The sequence below is a fragment of the Streptomyces sp. VNUA24 genome (assembly GCF_029167005.1).
GTDB classification, from domain to species: Bacteria; Actinomycetota; Actinomycetes; order Streptomycetales; family Streptomycetaceae; genus Streptomyces; species Streptomyces scabiei.
Genome location: NZ_CP119143.1, coordinates 5,058,198 through 5,075,535, shown reverse-complemented (window position 1 = coordinate 5,075,535; position 17,338 = coordinate 5,058,198). Strand labels below are relative to the sequence as shown.

General features: G+C 71.9%; 14 protein-coding genes. 11 read left to right on the top strand and 3 right to left on the bottom strand.

All coding sequences use genetic code 11. The annotated features are described in order from the left end of the window. The first annotated feature begins 40 nt into the window (after positions 1-40). Positions 41-718: a response regulator transcription factor gene (locus PYR72_RS21540; protein WP_275456821.1), complete on the top strand. Its 678-nt coding sequence runs from the start codon at positions 41-43 to the stop codon at positions 716-718. A gap of 93 nt (positions 719-811) precedes the next feature. Here PYR72_RS21540 and PYR72_RS21535 read toward each other — a convergent pair whose 3' ends face one another. Beyond that, positions 812-1,114, bottom strand: coding sequence for a hypothetical protein (locus tag PYR72_RS21535; RefSeq protein WP_275456820.1), 303 nt, complete (start codon positions 1,112-1,114; stop codon positions 812-814). 23 nt (positions 1,115-1,137) lie between these two features. Between PYR72_RS21535 and PYR72_RS21530 the strand changes: the two genes are divergently transcribed. From PYR72_RS21530 to PYR72_RS21495, 8 genes are all read left to right on the top strand, one after another. Then, positions 1,138-1,398, top strand: a complete 261-nt coding sequence (locus PYR72_RS21530) for a PP2C family serine/threonine-protein phosphatase (RefSeq protein WP_275456819.1) — start codon at positions 1,138-1,140, stop codon at positions 1,396-1,398. Positions 1,399-1,401: 3 nt separating this feature from the next. After that, on the top strand, positions 1,402-2,637 hold the full coding sequence (locus PYR72_RS21525) for a hypothetical protein (protein WP_275456818.1): 1,236 nt from the start codon (positions 1,402-1,404) through the stop codon (positions 2,635-2,637). Then, positions 2,622-3,023: a hypothetical protein gene (locus tag PYR72_RS21520; protein WP_275456817.1), complete on the top strand. Its 402-nt coding sequence runs from the start codon at positions 2,622-2,624 to the stop codon at positions 3,021-3,023. The genes PYR72_RS21525 and PYR72_RS21520 overlap by 16 nt, the downstream gene beginning before the upstream one ends. 179 nt (positions 3,024-3,202) lie before the next feature. Then, positions 3,203-4,294, top strand: a complete 1,092-nt coding sequence (locus PYR72_RS21515) for a MerR family transcriptional regulator (protein WP_275456816.1) — start codon at positions 3,203-3,205, stop codon at positions 4,292-4,294. A gap of 734 nt (positions 4,295-5,028) precedes the next feature. Next, entirely contained in the window at positions 5,029-6,282 is a 1,254-nt protein-coding gene (locus PYR72_RS21510) for a glycosyltransferase family 2 protein (protein ID WP_275456815.1), read from the top strand. Next, entirely contained in the window at positions 6,279-8,213 is a 1,935-nt protein-coding gene (locus PYR72_RS21505; protein WP_275456814.1) for a right-handed parallel beta-helix repeat-containing protein, read from the top strand. The genes PYR72_RS21510 and PYR72_RS21505 overlap by 4 nt, the downstream gene beginning before the upstream one ends. A gap of 356 nt (positions 8,214-8,569) precedes the next feature. Then, positions 8,570-9,760, top strand: coding sequence for a right-handed parallel beta-helix repeat-containing protein (locus tag PYR72_RS21500; protein WP_275456813.1), 1,191 nt, complete (start codon positions 8,570-8,572; stop codon positions 9,758-9,760). 70 nt (positions 9,761-9,830) lie between these two features. Further along, the gene (locus PYR72_RS21495; protein ID WP_275456812.1) at positions 9,831-11,177 is read left to right on the top strand and encodes a UDP-glucose/GDP-mannose dehydrogenase family protein; all 1,347 of its coding nucleotides are present in this window, start codon (positions 9,831-9,833) and stop codon (positions 11,175-11,177) included. A gap of 158 nt (positions 11,178-11,335) precedes the next feature. On the opposite strand, the gene PYR72_RS21490 is transcribed toward PYR72_RS21495, so the two are convergent. Next, complete coding sequence (locus PYR72_RS21490) at positions 11,336-12,328, bottom strand: MBL fold metallo-hydrolase (RefSeq protein WP_275456811.1); 993 nt, start codon at positions 12,326-12,328, stop codon at positions 11,336-11,338. Positions 12,329-12,468: 140 nt separating this feature from the next. On the opposite strand from PYR72_RS21490, the gene PYR72_RS21485 reads away from it, so the two are divergent. After that, the gene (locus PYR72_RS21485) at positions 12,469-15,264 is read left to right on the top strand and encodes a hypothetical protein (protein WP_275456810.1); all 2,796 of its coding nucleotides are present in this window, start codon (positions 12,469-12,471) and stop codon (positions 15,262-15,264) included. On the opposite strand, the gene PYR72_RS21480 is transcribed toward PYR72_RS21485, so the two are convergent. Beyond that, positions 15,261-15,629 carry a trypco2 family protein gene (locus PYR72_RS21480; protein WP_059081714.1) on the bottom strand — a complete coding sequence of 123 codons (369 nt, stop codon included), beginning with the start codon at positions 15,627-15,629 and terminating at the stop codon, positions 15,261-15,263. The genes PYR72_RS21485 and PYR72_RS21480 overlap by 4 nt on opposite strands. 104 nt (positions 15,630-15,733) lie before the next feature. Between PYR72_RS21480 and PYR72_RS21475 the strand changes: the two genes are divergently transcribed. Further along, positions 15,734-17,089 carry a serine protease gene (locus PYR72_RS21475; protein ID WP_275456809.1) on the top strand — a complete coding sequence of 452 codons (1,356 nt, stop codon included), beginning with the start codon at positions 15,734-15,736 and terminating at the stop codon, positions 17,087-17,089. Positions 17,090-17,338: the final 249 nt, after the last annotated feature.

The window sequence follows — 17,338 nt, the reverse complement described above, 5'->3', positions numbered from 1 at the left end:
GAACAGCAGTTGCCGGCAGGTGAGGGACGAGGCACACGGAATGGCGGACGCGCCGGTCAGGGTCCTGATCGCGGACGACCAGGCCCTGTTGCGCGGAAGCTTCCGCCTCCTCATCGACTCGACACCGGGAATGAAGGCGATAGCCGAGGCCGAGGACGGCGCCAGGGCCGTGCAACTCGCACGCGAACTCAAGCCGGACGTCGTCCTGATGGACCTCCGCATGCCGGTCATGGACGGCATCGCAGCGACGAGGGAGATCTGCTCGGACGAAACGCTGACGACGGTCCGTGTATTGGCCCTGACCATGTTCGACATGGACGAGTACGTCTACCCGGCCCTGCAAGCCGGCGCGAGCGGCTTCATGCTGAAGGACGTCTCACCGGCGGACCTGGTCGCCGGCATCCGGGTCATCGCCACGGGCGAGGGCGTACTGGCCCCCACGGTCACCCGCCGCCTGATCGCGAACTTCTCCCGTACCGACGAAACGACCCGGGCGGCCCCGCGACTGGTCGGCCTCACCAAGCGGGAGCAGGAGGTGCTCGTGCTGATCGCGAACGGCTTGTCGAACGCGGAGATCTCGGGGCAACTGGTGATCAGCCTGCCAACGGTGAAGACCCACGTGAGCAGCCTCCTTGCGAAGCTGCAGGCGCGTGATCGTGCTCAGTTGGTCATCATCGCGTACGAGAGCGGGCTGGCGGAGCGGGGGATGCCGACGTGAGGGTCGGGCCGAGAAGCCGGCCAGCGGGGCCTGAACGATGACGCATGGTGACCTGGGCGTCGACGACGCGGCGCCCTGAGCCGCCCGGCTCGGCTACTGCCCGTGGTGGGCGAAGGCGGACCACACCTCCAGTTCGTCCATGCCGCGCTGTTCCGCCTCCCTGAACACGGCGTCGCACGCGGCGAGTTCGTCCGGCACGGTCCGCCGCGGGTCCAGCATCCACAACTGCGCGGCGCGCAAAGCGTCTCCGGCCGGGTCCCCGGCTCGCAGCCGGTGGCGGAGGACGAGCATGAGCACGGCAAGCGCCTCCTCGGCCTCGGCTTCGACCGTGGCGGGAGAGGGGTCGGCGCGGAAGGCGGTCGTCGAGGTCCAGTGCGGAGAGCTGGACGAACTCAAGGGTCACGACGGGCTCCAGCGCGGTGTCGAGATCGTCGGCCGCCCGCGCGGCGGCGAGCAGCGTGATGGCCGAGGAGAGCCGGGGCGACTGTCTGATCCTGGCCTCGGACGGGCTGGCCGAGGACGCCTTCGGCTCACCCGCGGTACGCGCCTGGCTCGCCGAACGCTGGGCACAGCCCTGCGACGCCGCCGCGATGGCGGACTCGCTGCGCTACCGGCGCCGCGGCTCGCACGACGACCGGACCGCTCTCGTGGTGTGGTCACGGCAGTCGCGGGACGGATGACCGATGCGCGCCATGAACAGCAGGCTCGGCCGCAGATACCAGGTCGCGCCGCACCCCTTCAACAAGGACGGCGGCCAAGGGCTGCTGTACCACTGCACCGACCAGGACGGAGTGGAGCGGGTCTACAAGGAGTACAAGGCTCCCGTGTCCGCGACGTCCGAGGTCCACCGGCTGCACGAGTTGGCTCTCCTCGGCGCGGAGGCCGTGCGCCGCGCCGAGAGAGGCACGGGCTCCGCGGTACGCGGCGGGCTCGCCACGACCGCCGAATCGTCCATCAACTGGCCCATCGACGTGATCCACGGCAAGGGCGGCAGTGTGGCGGGCGTCGTGCTGCCCCTCATTCCGCAGTCCTTCATGTACACGGACGCGGACGGCCGTCAGGCGGCCCGTACGCTCGACTTCCTCTACCTGGCCCGGGCCGAGCCGCCACCACCCGAGGCTCGGGTACGCGTCGGTGTACTGCTGCGCGTGTGCGACATCTTCAGGGAGCTGGAGGATCTCAAGCTCACCCACGGGGACCTGTCCGCGAAGAACCTCGTGTGGCGCGGACAGGACACACACGCCTATCTGATCGACTGCGACGGGCTGACCTCCTGGAGCAAGTCGGCCACGCACGGGGTCGCCACGCAGGAGTGGACGGATCCCCGCGTTATCGCCGGCGTGATCCCGGCACACGACCGGTACAGCGACCGCTTCGCCCTCGCCCTGGTGCTCTACCGCGGTCTGTTCCTCAATCCGGGCGGTCCGCGCTGGCCGCAAGGTCCCCGGAAGGGGCAGTGGATCAAGCCCTCCGGATTCCCCGGCCGATTGGACCCGACGCTACGACAGATGTTCGGCCGCGCGCTCGACGACCCGTACTCGACGAGCACACGGCCCAGCGCGGCCGACTGGCATCACGCCCTGCACATGGCCTTCCTCGTCGCCGGCCGCCCGCCCTCCTACCGTGACGACGCGCTGCGCGCCCTGGACGAGTACGACTCCCAACACCGACGGGGGGTCCAGCGCCAGCGGGCCGCCCCGCGACCGGGGCAGAGTCCGGCGAACGCCCTTCCGCTCCAGAGGCCCCGGCCCCACCCTCAACCGCAAGGGCAACGGCGGCCACAGACACCCGTCCCGCCGCCCGCGCAGCCGGTGCCGCGGGTGGCCCCCCGACGTCAGCCGCCTGCACCCGCGCGCGCACCCGCCGACGCGGCAGCACATCGTGGGTCGTCACGGGACTGGTGGTGGCGCTGGCGATGATCGGAGGCGGCGTTTTCTGGTTCATGGACAACTCCGCCGATCCGTCCTCCGCGCTCCCACTCCGGGCCGGACCACGTTGTCCCGCTGCCGTGACCGCCCACATCCCGGACGGCGCCGGAGCGACACTGCTGCACAGCTATAAGACAGAATCGAACATCATCCGGCTGTGCCGGACCGTGAGCGGAAAGATCTACTACAACGGCACCTGGCGCCACCCGGACGCCCGCCACAAGAAGTCCGAGCAGATCACCATCCCTGCCGAGCCCACCACTGACGGCTACCGGGCGCGCAACCACGGCTACCTGTACGTCATCAAGGACGGGTGGGTCGTCATCCACATGCCCAAAGGCAAGACGAAGAAATATCGCCTCACCGAAGCCGATTGAGCATGCCGTCCTCAGCCCTCCCCAGCCGTCACGGCCGTCACCGTCGCACGGCCCGGCTCACTGGCGTCGCGCGGCGAGTGCGTCAGTACGGCGGCCGCGCTGACGGCGTTGCGCCCGGGGGAGGCCGGGTTGACCCTCGACCTTGTTCAGGGATGAGAGTGCCGGGTGTGGAGAACGACATGCGCAGCATCGGCGACATGGCCGGTGACAGCGGCCTGAGTGTGAGTGCCCTGCGGTTCTACGACCGTGCCGGGGTGCTGGTGCCGGCCTGGGTGGATCCGGTGAGTGGCTATCGCTGGTACGCACCCGGGCAGCTCGAGGAGGCCCGGTTGCTGGCTCGTCTGCGGCGGGCCGGTATGCCGCTGGCGGACATCCGGCTGGTGCTGGCCGGCTGGTCGGCCGCGGACGGTGATCTGGTCCGGGAGCTGCTCAAGGCGCATCTGCACCGGCTCGGACAGAGGTTGTCGGACGCCCGCGGCGAGTTCTCCGCACTCCGAGCGCTACTCGATCACAGGGAGAACGTCATGACCTCGCTCCGTATCGCCTCCGTCCGGCTGTCCGTCGACGCGCATGAGCTGGCGGCCGCGCTGGACACGGTCCGTTTCGCGGTGAGTACCGACCCCGAGTTGCCGATGCTCGGCGGGGTCCTGTTCGACATCGAGGGCGGGGACCTGCGGACCGTGGCCACCGACCGGTACCGCATGGCCGTCGCGCGGGCCGGGATCACCGGGCACGACGAGGGCCGGGTCCAGGTCGTCGTGCCCACCCCGCTCGTCGACGCGATGCGGGCGCTGTCGGGCGGCGGGGGAGCCGCACGCCTCGCTGTCGACGGTGACCGCGTGACACTGGACGCCGGGGACGGGCAGGCGGCCGGTCAGTGCCTCGACCATGACTTCCCCGACTACCGCCGACTCCTCCCCGTCGACGGCGGGCGCCGTGCCCTCGTCGACGTGGCGGCCTTCCGGGAGGCCCTGGAGACCGGCCCCGTCCGCTCCGGGGAGGCCGGAGCGGACCTCAGTGTGCTGCGGGTCGAGGACGACGGCACGGTCGCCCTCTGCTCCGACAGTGATGGCGACAGCGACGGTGTGGGCGCTTCGCACCGCGTGGGGGTCAACCGTGCCTTCCTGCTGGACGCGTTGGACGCGCTGGCTGCCGGCACCGGGGACCGGCTGGCTCTGGAGGTGAGCGCCCCCACGGCGCCGATCGCGATCCGCCGGCCCGACGACGAGGGCGCCTTCTCGGTCCTGATGCCGGTCCGTCTGGAGGACTGACCGTCCGTCCACGCCGATGTGGCTACAGGTCATATCGATGTGGCTCCGCACAAAAAGCCCAGGCCGGGATTTCGGCCCGGGCTTTTCGTGCTTCCGTTGCAGCGCCGTTCGTGCGGGGTTCTCGGTGCCGTTCGTGCGCCGCTCTCGCCGCCGTTCGTGCAGTGCGTCGTTTGCGCAGCACCGGCCAACACCCCTCGCCGCGCGTGCTGTTCCGTGATCCGGACGGTGTGCCGGACCTCGTGCCCCGACCGTCGTGGCCCCAGTGGCGCACGGGCTACCGGTGGTTGAGGTGACGATCCGGTGAGGTGGGTGTGGCGTGTGTTCGCTGGAGCGATTATGGTGGTCGTGATGTGTGTCACATTCGGTTTGTTTGTGCGAAGGGTGCGGGGGGCGGGAGGCAAAGTGTCCTAGGAAGGTCGGTTCCTGTTCGGGGATGTCCTCAAGTGCTTTGCTGATGAAGAGACTTGGCGATGCGTGGGGGCGGTCGGGCCGACCGGATGCGGGGGCAGGGCAGCGTGTGCTGTTCGCTGATGCGGATTCACTCTGCGGAGCTTTGGTGACTTCGGCAGGTGAACTCTGTGTTTCTCGTGTGTCGAGAGGGGCCAATTCGGCCCTAGATTTCCCCGCGTAGACCGCGAACGTCGCACATTTCGTCCACGTGTTTGGACAAGGCTCCGGCTGGGGGTTCTGGGTTCGTGTCGGATTTCTTCGACGATGTCTGGTCATGGATAGTCATGGCGACCGCCGAGACATCGTGGCGTGAGTTGATGCCTCTGGGCATCGCCGGCGCCTTCGTCTGGGGCCTGTGGCTCTATCGGGCCGTGCTCTCGCGGTTCGCCAAACCCGTGGTGAACAACTACCGGACCACCGTGTCCGTGGTGGTGCCCGCCTACCGGGAGGACGCGAGCATCCTGCTGGACTGCCTCGACACCTGGCTGGAGCAGGACCCCACCGAGGTCATCATCGTCCCGGACGTCGAGGACACGGAGGTCCTGCACAGGCTGTCCCAGGTGCGGGACCCGCGGGTGCGCGTGCTGGCGTTCGAGCACCGCGGCAAGCGGTCGGCGCTGGGTGTGGGGATCCGCGCCGCGACGAGCGAGCTGGTGGTGCTCGTGGACTCGGACACCCGTTGGGAGCCGGGGCTGCTCGCCGCCGTCCAGATGCCCTTCGTCGACCCCGAGGTCGGCGGTGTCGGCACCCAGCAGAACGTCTACCAGCGCCGGACCAGCGTCTGGCGGCGTATCGCCGACTGGCTCGTCAACCTCCGCTACTACGACTACGTCCCGGCCATGGGCCGCGCCGGCGCCGTGGCCTGCCTGTCCGGCCGTACGGCGGCCTACCGCCGGGCCGCGATCGAGCCCGTGCTGGAGAACCTGGAGAACGAGTTCTTCCTCGGCCGGCGCTGTGTCGCCGGTGACGACGGGCGGCTGACCTGGCTGGTGCTGGCCTCCGGCTACAAGACCGTGCACCAGTCGTCCGCGCGGGCGATATCGATGTTCCCCTCCTCCTTCCGCGCCTTCGTCAAGCAGCGCGTGCGCTGGAGCCGGAACTCCTACCGCTGCTACCTGACCGCCCTCTACAAGGGCTGGCTCTGGCGGGTCCCCCTGGTCACCAAGATCACCGTGCTGCAGATCCTGCTGACGCCCGTGACCATGGGCATGGCGCTCGGATACCTGCTGTTCAGCCGCCTGGAGCTGACCGGCCGCGGCGTGTTCCTCGTCCTGGTCTGGCTGCTCGTCGGGCGCGGGATCCGCGGCTACTCGCATCTGCGCAAGCACCCGCAGGAGCTGCTGCTGCTGCCGCTGCTCGCCCTCGTCGTCATCATGATCTCGCTGCCGATCAAGCTGTACGCGTTCCTCACGATGAACAGGCAGGGCTGGCTGACCCGTACCAGCGACCGTATCGGCGGAGAGGGACAGGACTCCTCCTCCCTCGGGAGCTCTACGCGGGTCACCGCGTCCACGTGGCCGGAGGTTCAGCAGTCATGACGCGACACCCGCTTTCCGCCGTCCGGCGGACCCTCAGGGGAGCCGTCGTGCTGCCCCTCGCCGCCGGTCTGATACTCGCCTCGGCGGCCGCCTCCCCCGCCGCCGACGGCGACGACAAGCCCCGGGTCAACGCCGCCGACGCGGAGAACGAGACCGCGCTCGTGGCCGCCGAGGACCACCGCCTCGACCAGGTCCGCGCCGTGGCCGCCGTCGCCCCGCTGAAGGGCGGTGAGTGGAAGGCGCCGTACCGGCTGGACACCGGCGACGGCTACACCCTGGTCCTCACCGAGCGCAGCAACGCCTACACCGTCTCCGACCTGCTGGAACTGGCTCCGCAGACTTTCGTCCGCCAGCCCGACGGTGCCTACCTGCTGACCGAGAACATCTACCTCAACGCGGGCGCCAAGCTGAAGCTGTCCAACCCGGGCGGGCTGACGCTGCGGATGGCCAGCAGCAACAAGGGCTTCGTCAGCATCGTCTCCTTCGGCGGCCGGCTCACCCTGGAGGGCACCCCGCAGGCGCCCCTGCGGATCACCAGCTGGAACGACAAGAAGAACAAGCCGGACAAGGACGTACGGGACGGCCGGGCCTACATCCGCGCCATCGGCGGCCAGTTCTCCATGAGGTACGCCAAGGTCGGCGACCTCGGCTTCTGGAGCGGACGCACCGGCGGCCTGAGCCTCACCGGGACCGACCGCCCCGACACCGGCAACATCAAGGACTCGACGGTGTCGCCGGGCACGAAGGCGGGCAGCGGTGGCGTCGTGGCGCAGCCCTCCGGCTCGCTGGCCACGCCGGACACCCGGTTCTCCGTGCCCAGCCTCTCCTACGTGTCCGCGGAGATCGGCCACTCCACCCTCACGGGCAACGCCTACGGGCTGTTCCTCTCCGGCGCCAACGGCGTCAGCATCAGCGACAGCACGGTCCGGGGGAGCCTCGAACACGGCGTCGTCCTGCACCGGTTCGTCACCAACGCCGTGGTCGAGCGGACCGTCTCCAAGGAGAACGGCGGCGACGGGTTCGTGCTGGCCCGTGCCACCGAGCAGGTCCGGGTCAGCGGTTCCACGGCCGAGGGCAACGGCGGCAACGGGTTCACGCTCAGCGGCCGGCCGCTCGCCAGCGGCCCCTCGGCGTCCGGCGAGTCCATCAGCAGCTACGGCTCCAACTCCGTGTCCGACAGCATCGCCAGGGACAACGGCCACTACGGCATCGAGATCTTCGGCGGCAAGGACGTCGGGGTGCAGAACAACCGGGTCGAGGGCGGCGACATGGGCATCGTGGCCCGCAAGGACGCCACCAAGGTCGCCATCACCGGCAACCGGCTCACCGGCCAGTCACGCCAGGGCATCTCGGTGCGCGACGGAGTGACCGCCGCGACGATCACCGGCAACATCGTCGAAGGCACCGAGACCGGCATCTACGTCCGGGACTCGGTCGGCGAGATCCGCGGCAACACGATCCAGGACGGCACCAACCACGGGATCACCATGGTCGGCGGGGTCTCCGAGTCGATCATCACGTACAACGTCATCTCCGGGGTCGGCCCGAGCGCCGTGGACACCACCCGGGCCCACGGTGACATCGCCGTCAAGCAGAACCAGACGTTCGCCTGGCACGACACCAGTTCCTTCTGGGTCAAGTTCAAGCACTACGCGAGCCCGATGACGCTGCTCTGGACGTTCATCCTGCTGCTCATCCTGGTCTCGGCCCTGCTGGGCCGCCGCCAGAGCCGCAGGGGGAACCGTCGCGGCGGCCGGCGCCTGGGCGTCCACCCGTACGAGGACAAGAAGTCGGTGACCAACAGCGCCTCCGTCGTCGAGGTGCCGCTCCGGCAGACGCCCGACCGCAGCTGGTTCTCCAAGGACGAAGAGACCGCCGCCCTGCGCGTCCTGGCTCCCCAGTCCGTCCCAGCCGCCCGTCCGCCCCGCTGACGACGCGTTCCCGCCCACCGGAGTTGCTGTTCATGCCTTCCGAACCTCCCACGCCGAACGAACCGTCCGCGTCGAACGAACCGTCCAAGCCGAACGAACCGTCCGCGTCGAGCGAATCGTCCGGGCCGAGCGAATCGTCCGGGCCGAACGAATCGTCCGGGCCGAACGAATCGCGTACGTCGAGCGAGCCGGTCACGTCCGGCGAATCGCCCACGTCGAACGCGGCGCCCACGTCGAGTGAGCCGTCCGCCCCGGACGGGCCGCCCCGGACGGGCGCGCCCACCAGGCCGAGCGAACCGCCTCTGCCGAGCGAGCCGCCCAGGCCGAGCATGCCGCCTCAGTCGGGCGAGCCCACCATGTCGATCGGGCAGCCGGGCGGGCCGCCCGCCCCCGAGCGCGGCTCCGCCCGGCAGCCTGCCGTCTGGCTGGCCGGGGGTGCGTTCCTGCTCGCCCTGGCGGCGCTGATCGTGGCGGTGACGCGGGACGGCGGATCGTCGGAGCCGGAGGTGACGGCCGGTGCGACCACCGCGGGGCCCCGGGAGTCCGTCATCTCACCGGTCCCGGACGAGCCCTCGGTCCTGCCGACCCGCACGGCCGCTCCCGAACCGGCCCCGACCGAGCACGCCACCAGCGGCTCGGTGCCCGAGGCCGCGGTGACCTGCCCGGCCGCCTCCGTCAAGGTGAGCGACGCCACCACGCTCGAACAGGCCCTCGCCCAGGCGCGACCGGGCGACAGCATCGCCCTCGCCAACGGCGTCTACGCCGGCAACTTCACCGCCGAGGTCTCCGGCACCGCCGAGAAGCCGATCTTTCTGTGCGGCAGTGCCGGAGCGGTCGTCGACGGCGGGGACACGGACGACGGGTACGCCTTCCACCTGGACCGGGTCAGCAACTGGCGGCTGGTGGGCTTCACCGTCCGCAACGCCCAGAAGGGCGTGATGGCGGACGGCACGGTGGGCACCGTCATCCAGGGCCTCACCGTCGAGCAGATCGGCGACGAGGCCATCCACCTGCGGAACTTCAGCTCGGACAACATGGTCCGGGACAACACCATCCGCGACACCGGGCTGCGCCGCGAGAAGTACGGCGAGGGCGTCTACATCGGCACGTCCAAGTCCAACTGGTGCACGGTGAGCGACTGCAAGACGGACGCCAGCGACCGCAACGTGGTGCTCGGCAACGACATCAGGGACACGACCGCCGAGTCCATCGACATCAAGGAAGGCACCAGCGACGGCAAGGTCATCGACAACACGTTCGACGGATCGAAGCTGAGCGGCTCCCACAACAACGACTCCTGGGTCGACGTGAAGGGGAACGGCTGGCTGCTCCAGGGCAACACCGGGAGCAACTCCCCGGAGGACGGCTTCCAGACCCACCAGCTCGTCAACGGCTGGGGTACCGGCAACATCTTCAAGGACAACACCGCGAACGTGGACGGGCCCGGCTACGGCTTCCACCTCACGACCGACGGCAACAAGGTCACCTGCGACAACAAGGCGAAGAACGCGGGCGAGGGTCTCGCCAACGTCGACTGCGCCTCCTGACCCCAGCCGTCACCCCTCGGCCGGCTCGTGCGGTGGGCCGACCTGTCCCGAAACACCTCTGGAGACCACCATGACCTGGTCGGACGACACCGACAGAACCGCGCCCCGCCTCACCGTCATAGGCACCGGCTACCTCGGCGCCACCCATGCCATCTGCATGGCCGTGCTGGGCTTCGACGTCCTCGGCGTGGACGTGGACCCCGTCAAGATCGACCGCCTGAACTCGGGCGAGGTGCCGTTCTTCGAGCCCGGGCTGCCCGAACTGCTCGCCAAGGCCCTCGACAGCGGCCGGCTGCGGTTCACCACGAGCTTCGCGGAGGCCGGGGAGTTCGGTGACGTCCACTTCGTCTGCGTGGGCACGCCCCAGCAGCGGGACTCGTACGCGGCGGACCTGACCTATGTCGACAGCGCGGTCGAGGAACTGTCCCGGCACCTGCGCCGGCGCACGCTCGTGGTCGGCAAGTCCACGGTCCCGGTGGGCACCGCCGCCCGGCTCACGGAGATCGTCCGGCGGACGGCCCCGGCCGGAGCGGACGTCGAACTCGCCTGGAACCCCGAGTTCCTGCGCGAGGGGTACGCCGTCGACGACACGATGCGGCCCGACCGGCTGGTCTTCGGCACCGAGTCGGCGTGGGCCGAGGAGCAGCTGCGCGCCGCCTTCGCACCGGTGATCGCCCAGGGCACCCCGGTGGTCGTCACCGACCTGCCCACCGCCGAGCTGGTCAAGGTCGCCGCCAACTCGTTCCTCGCCACCAAGATCTCGTACATCAACGCCATGGCGGAGGTCTGCGAGGCCACCGGCGCCGATGTGACGGGTCTCGCGGAGGCGCTGGCCTACGACGACCGCATCGGCGGCCGGTTCCTCAAGCCGGGCCTCGGCTTCGGCGGCGGCTGCCTGCCCAAGGACATCCGGGCCTTCAGCCACCGTGCGGAGGAGCTGGGGGTCGGTCAGGCCGTCTCGTTCCTGCGCGAGGTCGACGCCATCAACCAGCGGCGCCGGGCCCGCACGGTCGACCTGGTCCGCGAGCTGGCCGGCGGCGAGCTGGCCGGAGCCAAGGTGACCGCGCTCGGGGCGGCCTTCAAGCCCAACTCCGACGACATCCGCGACGCGCCCGCCCTGGACGTGGCCAGGACCCTGCACCAGGCCGGCGCGCAGGTGACCGTCGTCGACCCGGCGGCCGTCGAGAACGCCCGCCGCGCCTACCCGGACCTGCACTACGGCACGGACGTGCTCACCGCGGCCACCGGGGCCGACGTGGTGGTGCTGCTCACGGAGTGGACCGAGTTCCGGGAGATCGACCCGGACGCCCTGGGCGCGGTCGTGGCCCGGCGCCGGATCGTCGACGGACGCCACGCCCTCGACCCGGCCCAGTGGCGGGCCGCCGGGTGGGACTACCGGGCACTGGGCCGTCCCTGACCGACGGGTCCGGAGACGGAACGAGGGCACGCCTTGCGCCGAGGCGTGCCTCGCGGGACATGGCTCCGCGGGGCGGGCTTCGCGGGCAGGGCCCCGCGCGGTGGCGAGTCGCCGCACGGTGACGGAGGGGTCGGCCACGCGCGTGGCCGACCCCTCCGTCACCCCCGCTTCTGGTGCTGCTCCGGCAGATGGCTCTCGGCGTGGGCCCACAGCACGACGTTGTCGAGGTGTCCGGCCCCGCCGCTCTCCCGTTCGCGCCGGAAGAACTCGATGACCTCACGGTCGGAGTGGCGCAGGCTGAAGTGGGTCAGCACGAACAGGGTCTCCGAGTGTGCCTCCACCACCGGACGCAGTTCGCTCCACACCGTGTGTCCGACCTGCCGGGCCCGGGCGAGCTGTCCGTCGTCGAGATAGGTGCACTCGGTGATGACGACCGGGTAGTCGAACAGCCAGGGGTTGCGCGCGAACACGCTCGGGTGGGTGTCACCGAGGAACGCGAAGGCGGGGCGGCGGATCTCCTGATCGACCGTACCGGGGCCCTCCTTACGCCGCTCGGCGATGAGCCGGCCGAACTCACCCGCCCGGCCGGCGGCGACCATCGACCCCTTCAACTCCTCGTACTCCGGCTTCAGGACCGTCTTCTTCTCCGCGAAGCAGTAGCCCACACACGGCACCTTGTGCAGGCACTCGACGACCCGGACCGCGTACTCCCCGCGACGGCCCACGGAGAACTCCGCGCCCGGACGCACCCCGTGCAGACGGCTGTCCGGGGCGCGGGACGCGTCGAAGCCGGCCCCGTGGTTCAGCTCGCTCGCGGCGCGCAGGTAGGCCGCCGCGTACGGTTCGGCGGCGGCCGGCAGATAGATGTCCACCCCGCCGTCCCGGGCGGCGAGATAGTCCAGGTCCTTGGAGTGGTCGAGGTGGGTGTGGGTCAGGAGCACCGTCTCCACCTGCCGGCCCTCGGCCAGCCCGGCGTCGAGGGAGCAGCGCAGTTCGGGGCAGTGGAAGAAGGTCTTGTCGTTCGCGCGGGAGTAACCGGTCAGGGTCAGGCCGGTGCCGGGGACGCGCCATGTCTTCCACTGGCGGAACGGGTGGCCGTCGTCCAGGCGCCGAGGGTGCTCGACGTGCCGCGGGTCAGGGGGGTGGGGCATCCGGGTTCGCTCCTGGCCTTGTCGTCACGACCCCGCGCCTGCACGGGAATTGGGCCGATCGTACGGGGCGGCACCGGCCCGGTTGCGGTATTTTCCGTGCCCACCGCCCAGCGGTACCGCCCCCTGCGATGAGGTGCTCCATGGAACGGGATGTGCTCGCCGCGTCGGCCGCTGCCGCCGGTGAAGCCGCTGACGCCGGTGCCGAGGTGTCCGACGAGGTGCTGTCGGCCCTCGCGGCCGCGGCGGGGTCGGCCGAACGGCCCGACGATGACGCTGACATGGCGGCGCTCGCGCGGGCGGACGCGGCCCTCGACGCCCTGCTGGCCCTGGTTCCGGCCGACGCCGACGGCCGACGGGACTGGCGGGCGGCCGACCCCTATCTGCGGGACCACCTGGCCGCCCAGGCGGACGCCGCCGGGCGGCTGGCCGAACTGGTCCACGACGCCCGGTTCCTCGCCTCCGCCGACCCGGACCGGCTCGCCCGCGTCCTCCCCCGCCTCGACCGCTCCCGCTCACCCCTGCTGCGGGCCTACTGGCGGGCCCTGGACCGGCTGCGGGCCGCGGCGCCGGGCGACCGGGCCGCCGTACTCCAGGCGATGGCGCTCTGCGAGGAACCGGAGGCGTTCGACGGACCCGGGGGCCCTGCCGCGCACCCGGGGCTCGGTCTCGCCGAGGAGGCGGGCTGGGACCCCCTGTGGGCGGGCGGGGGCGGTCGTACGGCGTTCCACCGGCGGCTGCCGGGGCACGGGGACGATCCCACACGGGACGACGCGCGGCTGAACGTCCTGGCGTTCGGCACGGTCGAGGGCCGGCCGGTGCTGGCGAGCGGGGGGCGCGACGGCGAGACACGGCTCTGGGACGCGCGGACCGGCGAACCGTTCACCACCCTCGCCACGCCCCTGCGCGCCGCGTGCACGCTGCTGGAGTTCGGCACCGTCGACGGCCGTCCGGTGCTGGCCGCCGGCACGCGGGACGGGCTGGTGCGGATCTGGGACCTCCGTACGGCCGAGCCGTCGGCCGTGTTCTCCGTGCCCGCCGGGCACGCGCGGGCGGCCGCCTTCGCCACCCTCGACGACGGTCGCCAGGCGCTGGCCGTCGCCCACGGATTCGAGGCGGACGACGGCTCCGGCCGGCCCGGCGGGCGGTACGCCGACGACACGGGCGGCGTCGGTCTGTGGGATCCGCTCACCGGGGACCCTCTCGTCCGGCTGTGCGCGGGCGACGAGGTGATGTCCTGCGTGGCCGTCCTCTCCGTCGCCGGACGGACCGCCGTGGCCGCCGTCTGCGAGGGCGACACCGTACGGGTGTGGGACGCCGGCACCGGCGAGCCCGTGGCCCGGTGGTCCGGCGAGCCGCTGCGGGACAGGGTGCCCCCGTTCACCGGTCTCCTCGCCGCCGTCGCCCACCGGGGGCGCGAGGTGCTGGCCGTCGTCGCCGAGGAGGCGACCGGGTGGGACAACCGTGAGTGGCGGCAGACCCTCTTCCTGTGGGACCCCTCGAAGGGCTCGACGGGAGGCCGGGTCGAACGCTTCGACCTGCGGGAGTCGGAGTCGGTCCTCGCCTTCGGACGCCTGGAGGGCGGTCATGGAGGTGATGGCGCCGACGGGGGCGACGCGGGTGGCGGGGGCGCCGGTGACGGTGACCGTTCCGCCAGTGAGACGGTTGTGGCGACGGTCGCCCCCCGGTGCGACGGGGCGTGGAGCGACGACGTCGAGGTCCGCGTCAGCACGCTCGCGGGACGGTCGGTCGCGGCCCTGTCCGCGCACCTCGGTCACGTCCTGACCGGCGCCTTCGGCACCGTCGACGGCACGACCGTGCTCGCCACCACCAGGACCGGCGGCTTCGACCGGACACCGGGGGAGGGCCACGACATCGTGCTGCTGGACGTCCCCGCCCCGTCCCCGGACGTGGGCGGCTTCCGAGCCGGCGGACTCGCGCTCGGCACGGACGGGCGGGCACCGCTCCTGCTGGTCGGCGACCCGTACGAGGTCCGGCTGACGGACCCGCTCACCGGACGGACGACGGCGCGCACCTCCCTGCCCCTCTGCGACGACCACCGGCACGGCCAGAGCCGAGGCGTCGCGGTCGTTCCGGCCGCGGTGGACGGCAGCCCGCTGATCGCCGTCGCGGGCATCGGCCACGGTGTCGTCCTGTGCGACCCGGCGACCGGTGCGGCCGTGCGTCGACTGCGCAGACACCCGGCGTGCTGGTCGCGGTTCGTGGCCTACGGGGACACGGGCCGCCGCGTCCTGCTGCCCGGCAGACCCGCCGCCGAGGCCCGACGGGTCGACCTCATCGCCGAGGCGGACACCGGCGGGCCGGTGACCGTGTGGGACGCCGCCACCGGGGACGTCCTCGCCACCCTGGAGTCCTTCGGGCGGCTGACCTCGCTCACGTTCGGGACGGTGGCCGGGCGCACCGTGCTCGCGACCGTCCACGGCGAGTCGCTCCGGCTGTGGGACCCGGTGAAGGGCAAGCAGCTCACGCAACTGCCGTGCGGCGCGGCCGGGTCGGCCCTCGGTACCGTCGCCGGGCGCGACGTCCACGTCTCCGCCTTCGGCCGTCGGATCGAGGTCCGCGACCTGGCGAACGGGCGGCTCGTGACGCCGGCCGAGAACCCGGGAGCCGCGGTGACCTGCCTGTCGCGGGCCACGGTCGACGGGCGGTCCCTGCTGGCCACCGGCGACACCTCCGGCGCCGTACGCGTGTGGGACGCCGTGACGGGCGACCACCTCACCGTGGTGGCCACCTTCGCACGGGTCGTCCACGACGTGCTGCTCGCGGCGATCGGCGACGAGACGTACGTCTTCGCCCAGTCACGCGCCGGACGCGTCACCGCCGCCCGTCTGCGGCCGCCGTCCGGGGCGGGGGCCCCGGACGGGCCCCAGGACGGCCCCGGTGGCGGTCCCGGTGGAGCGGGCCCGGGGCGGTGCTAGGCGCCGTCCGGCGGGTCCTCGCGGGAGAGCGTGCCCTGCGACGGGCCCGGGCGGCCCGGCGCGGCGGGGGTGTCGCGGCTCACCTCGTGGTGGTGGCCGCCGGGGCCGGGGAGGGGTTTGAGGTCGACCTGGACACGGTGGGTGGAGTCATGGCTCACCGAGCCGCCGAGGCGCGCCTCGACCACGCCGAGACGCAGGCCCGCGCCGCCCTCACCACCCCGGTGGAACTGGACCGAGAACTCCAGGCTGACCTGCTCCACACTGAACCGCCAGTCGCTCGCCGCGCCTTCGGCCTGCGCCCTGGCCAGCTCCGCGCGGACCGTGCCGATGGCCTCCGCGAGGCCGACCGGTTCGGGTTCGCCCATGTCACCATCCCGTCGTGTGCGTCGATAGTGTGCGTCGATCGGCCCGTCCAAGTTGGTTACAGAGTCTAGGGACGCACGATGCCCCACGCGTAGTCTGAGGCAGCATGGGGGAATTGCGTGCGGACTGGAGGCTCAGGCTGCGGCGCGGGGACGCGCACGGACCCGTCTGCGGCGCCGGCGTGCTCGTCGACCGGCACACGGCGCTGACCTGCGCGCACGTGGTGCGGGATCCGGACGCCGTGATGTGGCTGGAGTTCGCGGAGAACGGTGACCTCGAACCGGTGTCCGCGCGCGTCGCGCCCGGTGGCTGGCTTCCCGACGGCCCCGGGGGCGGTGAGGACGTCGCCGTCCTCCGGCTGGACAGCCCACGGCCGCGGGCGCGTCCCGCCCGGTTGGAGACCGTGCTGTGGGGCGGGGCGGAGGTGTCCGCCACCGGGTACGCGGAGGGCTTCGACGACGGCATGTCGCTGTGGGGCCGGATCGGCGGGGTCAGCGGTGAGCGGGTGCAACTGGACGCCGTCACCAAGGCCGAGGTGGTGCGCAAGGGTTTCAGCGGCGCCGCCGTGTGCACCCGGCCCGGCGAGGGGCGCCCCGCGCGCGTGGTCGGACTGGTCGTCAGCTGGCGAGGTGACATGGGGGAGTTGCTGCCCGAGAACAACCGGCTCGCCTTCTCGTACCTGATCCCCGTCGAGCGCATCGCCGAACTTTCGCCCCTGATCAAGGAGTTGAGCGGTCCGCACGCCTGGGACCACGACTTCGAGGAACGGCTGACCCGCTGGTTCGACGACCCCGACGAGGAACCGGTGAAGATCACCGTGGTGCCCCCGGGCAGCGGCAAGGAACGCTCCCTGGGGCATCTGGCACACCGGGCCGCGCTCGTCCACCGGGGCGGCGTGTCCGGCAGACCGGATCTCGCCGACCACGCCCTGGGCCACATCGCCTTCCCGCCCGGCCAGTACCTGGCGTACTGGGACTGGCTGCTCGGCACCCGGCCCCGGCCCGCGCAGCCCGTCGGCCCGGTGCCCGCCGGCCTGGCGTCGGGTGGCCCGGTCACCGTCCTCGTCGACGGCCTCGACGAGGAGCCGGAGCCGGGGCCGCTGATCGAACTCCTCGCCCGATTACGGTCGTTGGGCTTCCGGCTGCTGCTCGTCTTCCGGCACGAGGGCGGCACGGGCTGGACCGCCGCCCGTGACCGGCTCCTCGAACCCGCGCTCCTCGCCCACGCGGACACCCTCCTCGCCCGGCTGGAGCGCGCCGAGTTCAGCCGCGCGGTCCGGCACGGTGTCGTCGACAGCGCCTCCCTCGGCTCGATGACCGAGACGGCCGACCGGCGCCGGGCCGAACGCCGTCTGATCGACGAGACCACCCCGGACCGAGACCCGCAGGGACGGCTCGCCCGGCTGCGTGAGCTGATCAGGACCCTGCGTGGGGACCTGCGGCGCTCCGGGGACGCGACGTGAGGGCCCGGAGGGGGACGGGGAAGGGGACGGGGAAGGGGACGGGGGAGGAGACAGGCGCGGGGGCCGGGCCGGTGCCCGCCTCCGGCCCGGTGCCCACCTCCGGCCCGGGTACGGGTTCCTCCACACCGTCCGTGCCGTCCGTGCCGTCGGTGCCGCCCGTGCCGTCCGAGCGGCCTGTGCCGCCCTCGCCGGACGCAATGCCCGCGGCCCCGTCGGCCCCTCCCGCCCCGTCGGCCCCGTCGGCGTCGT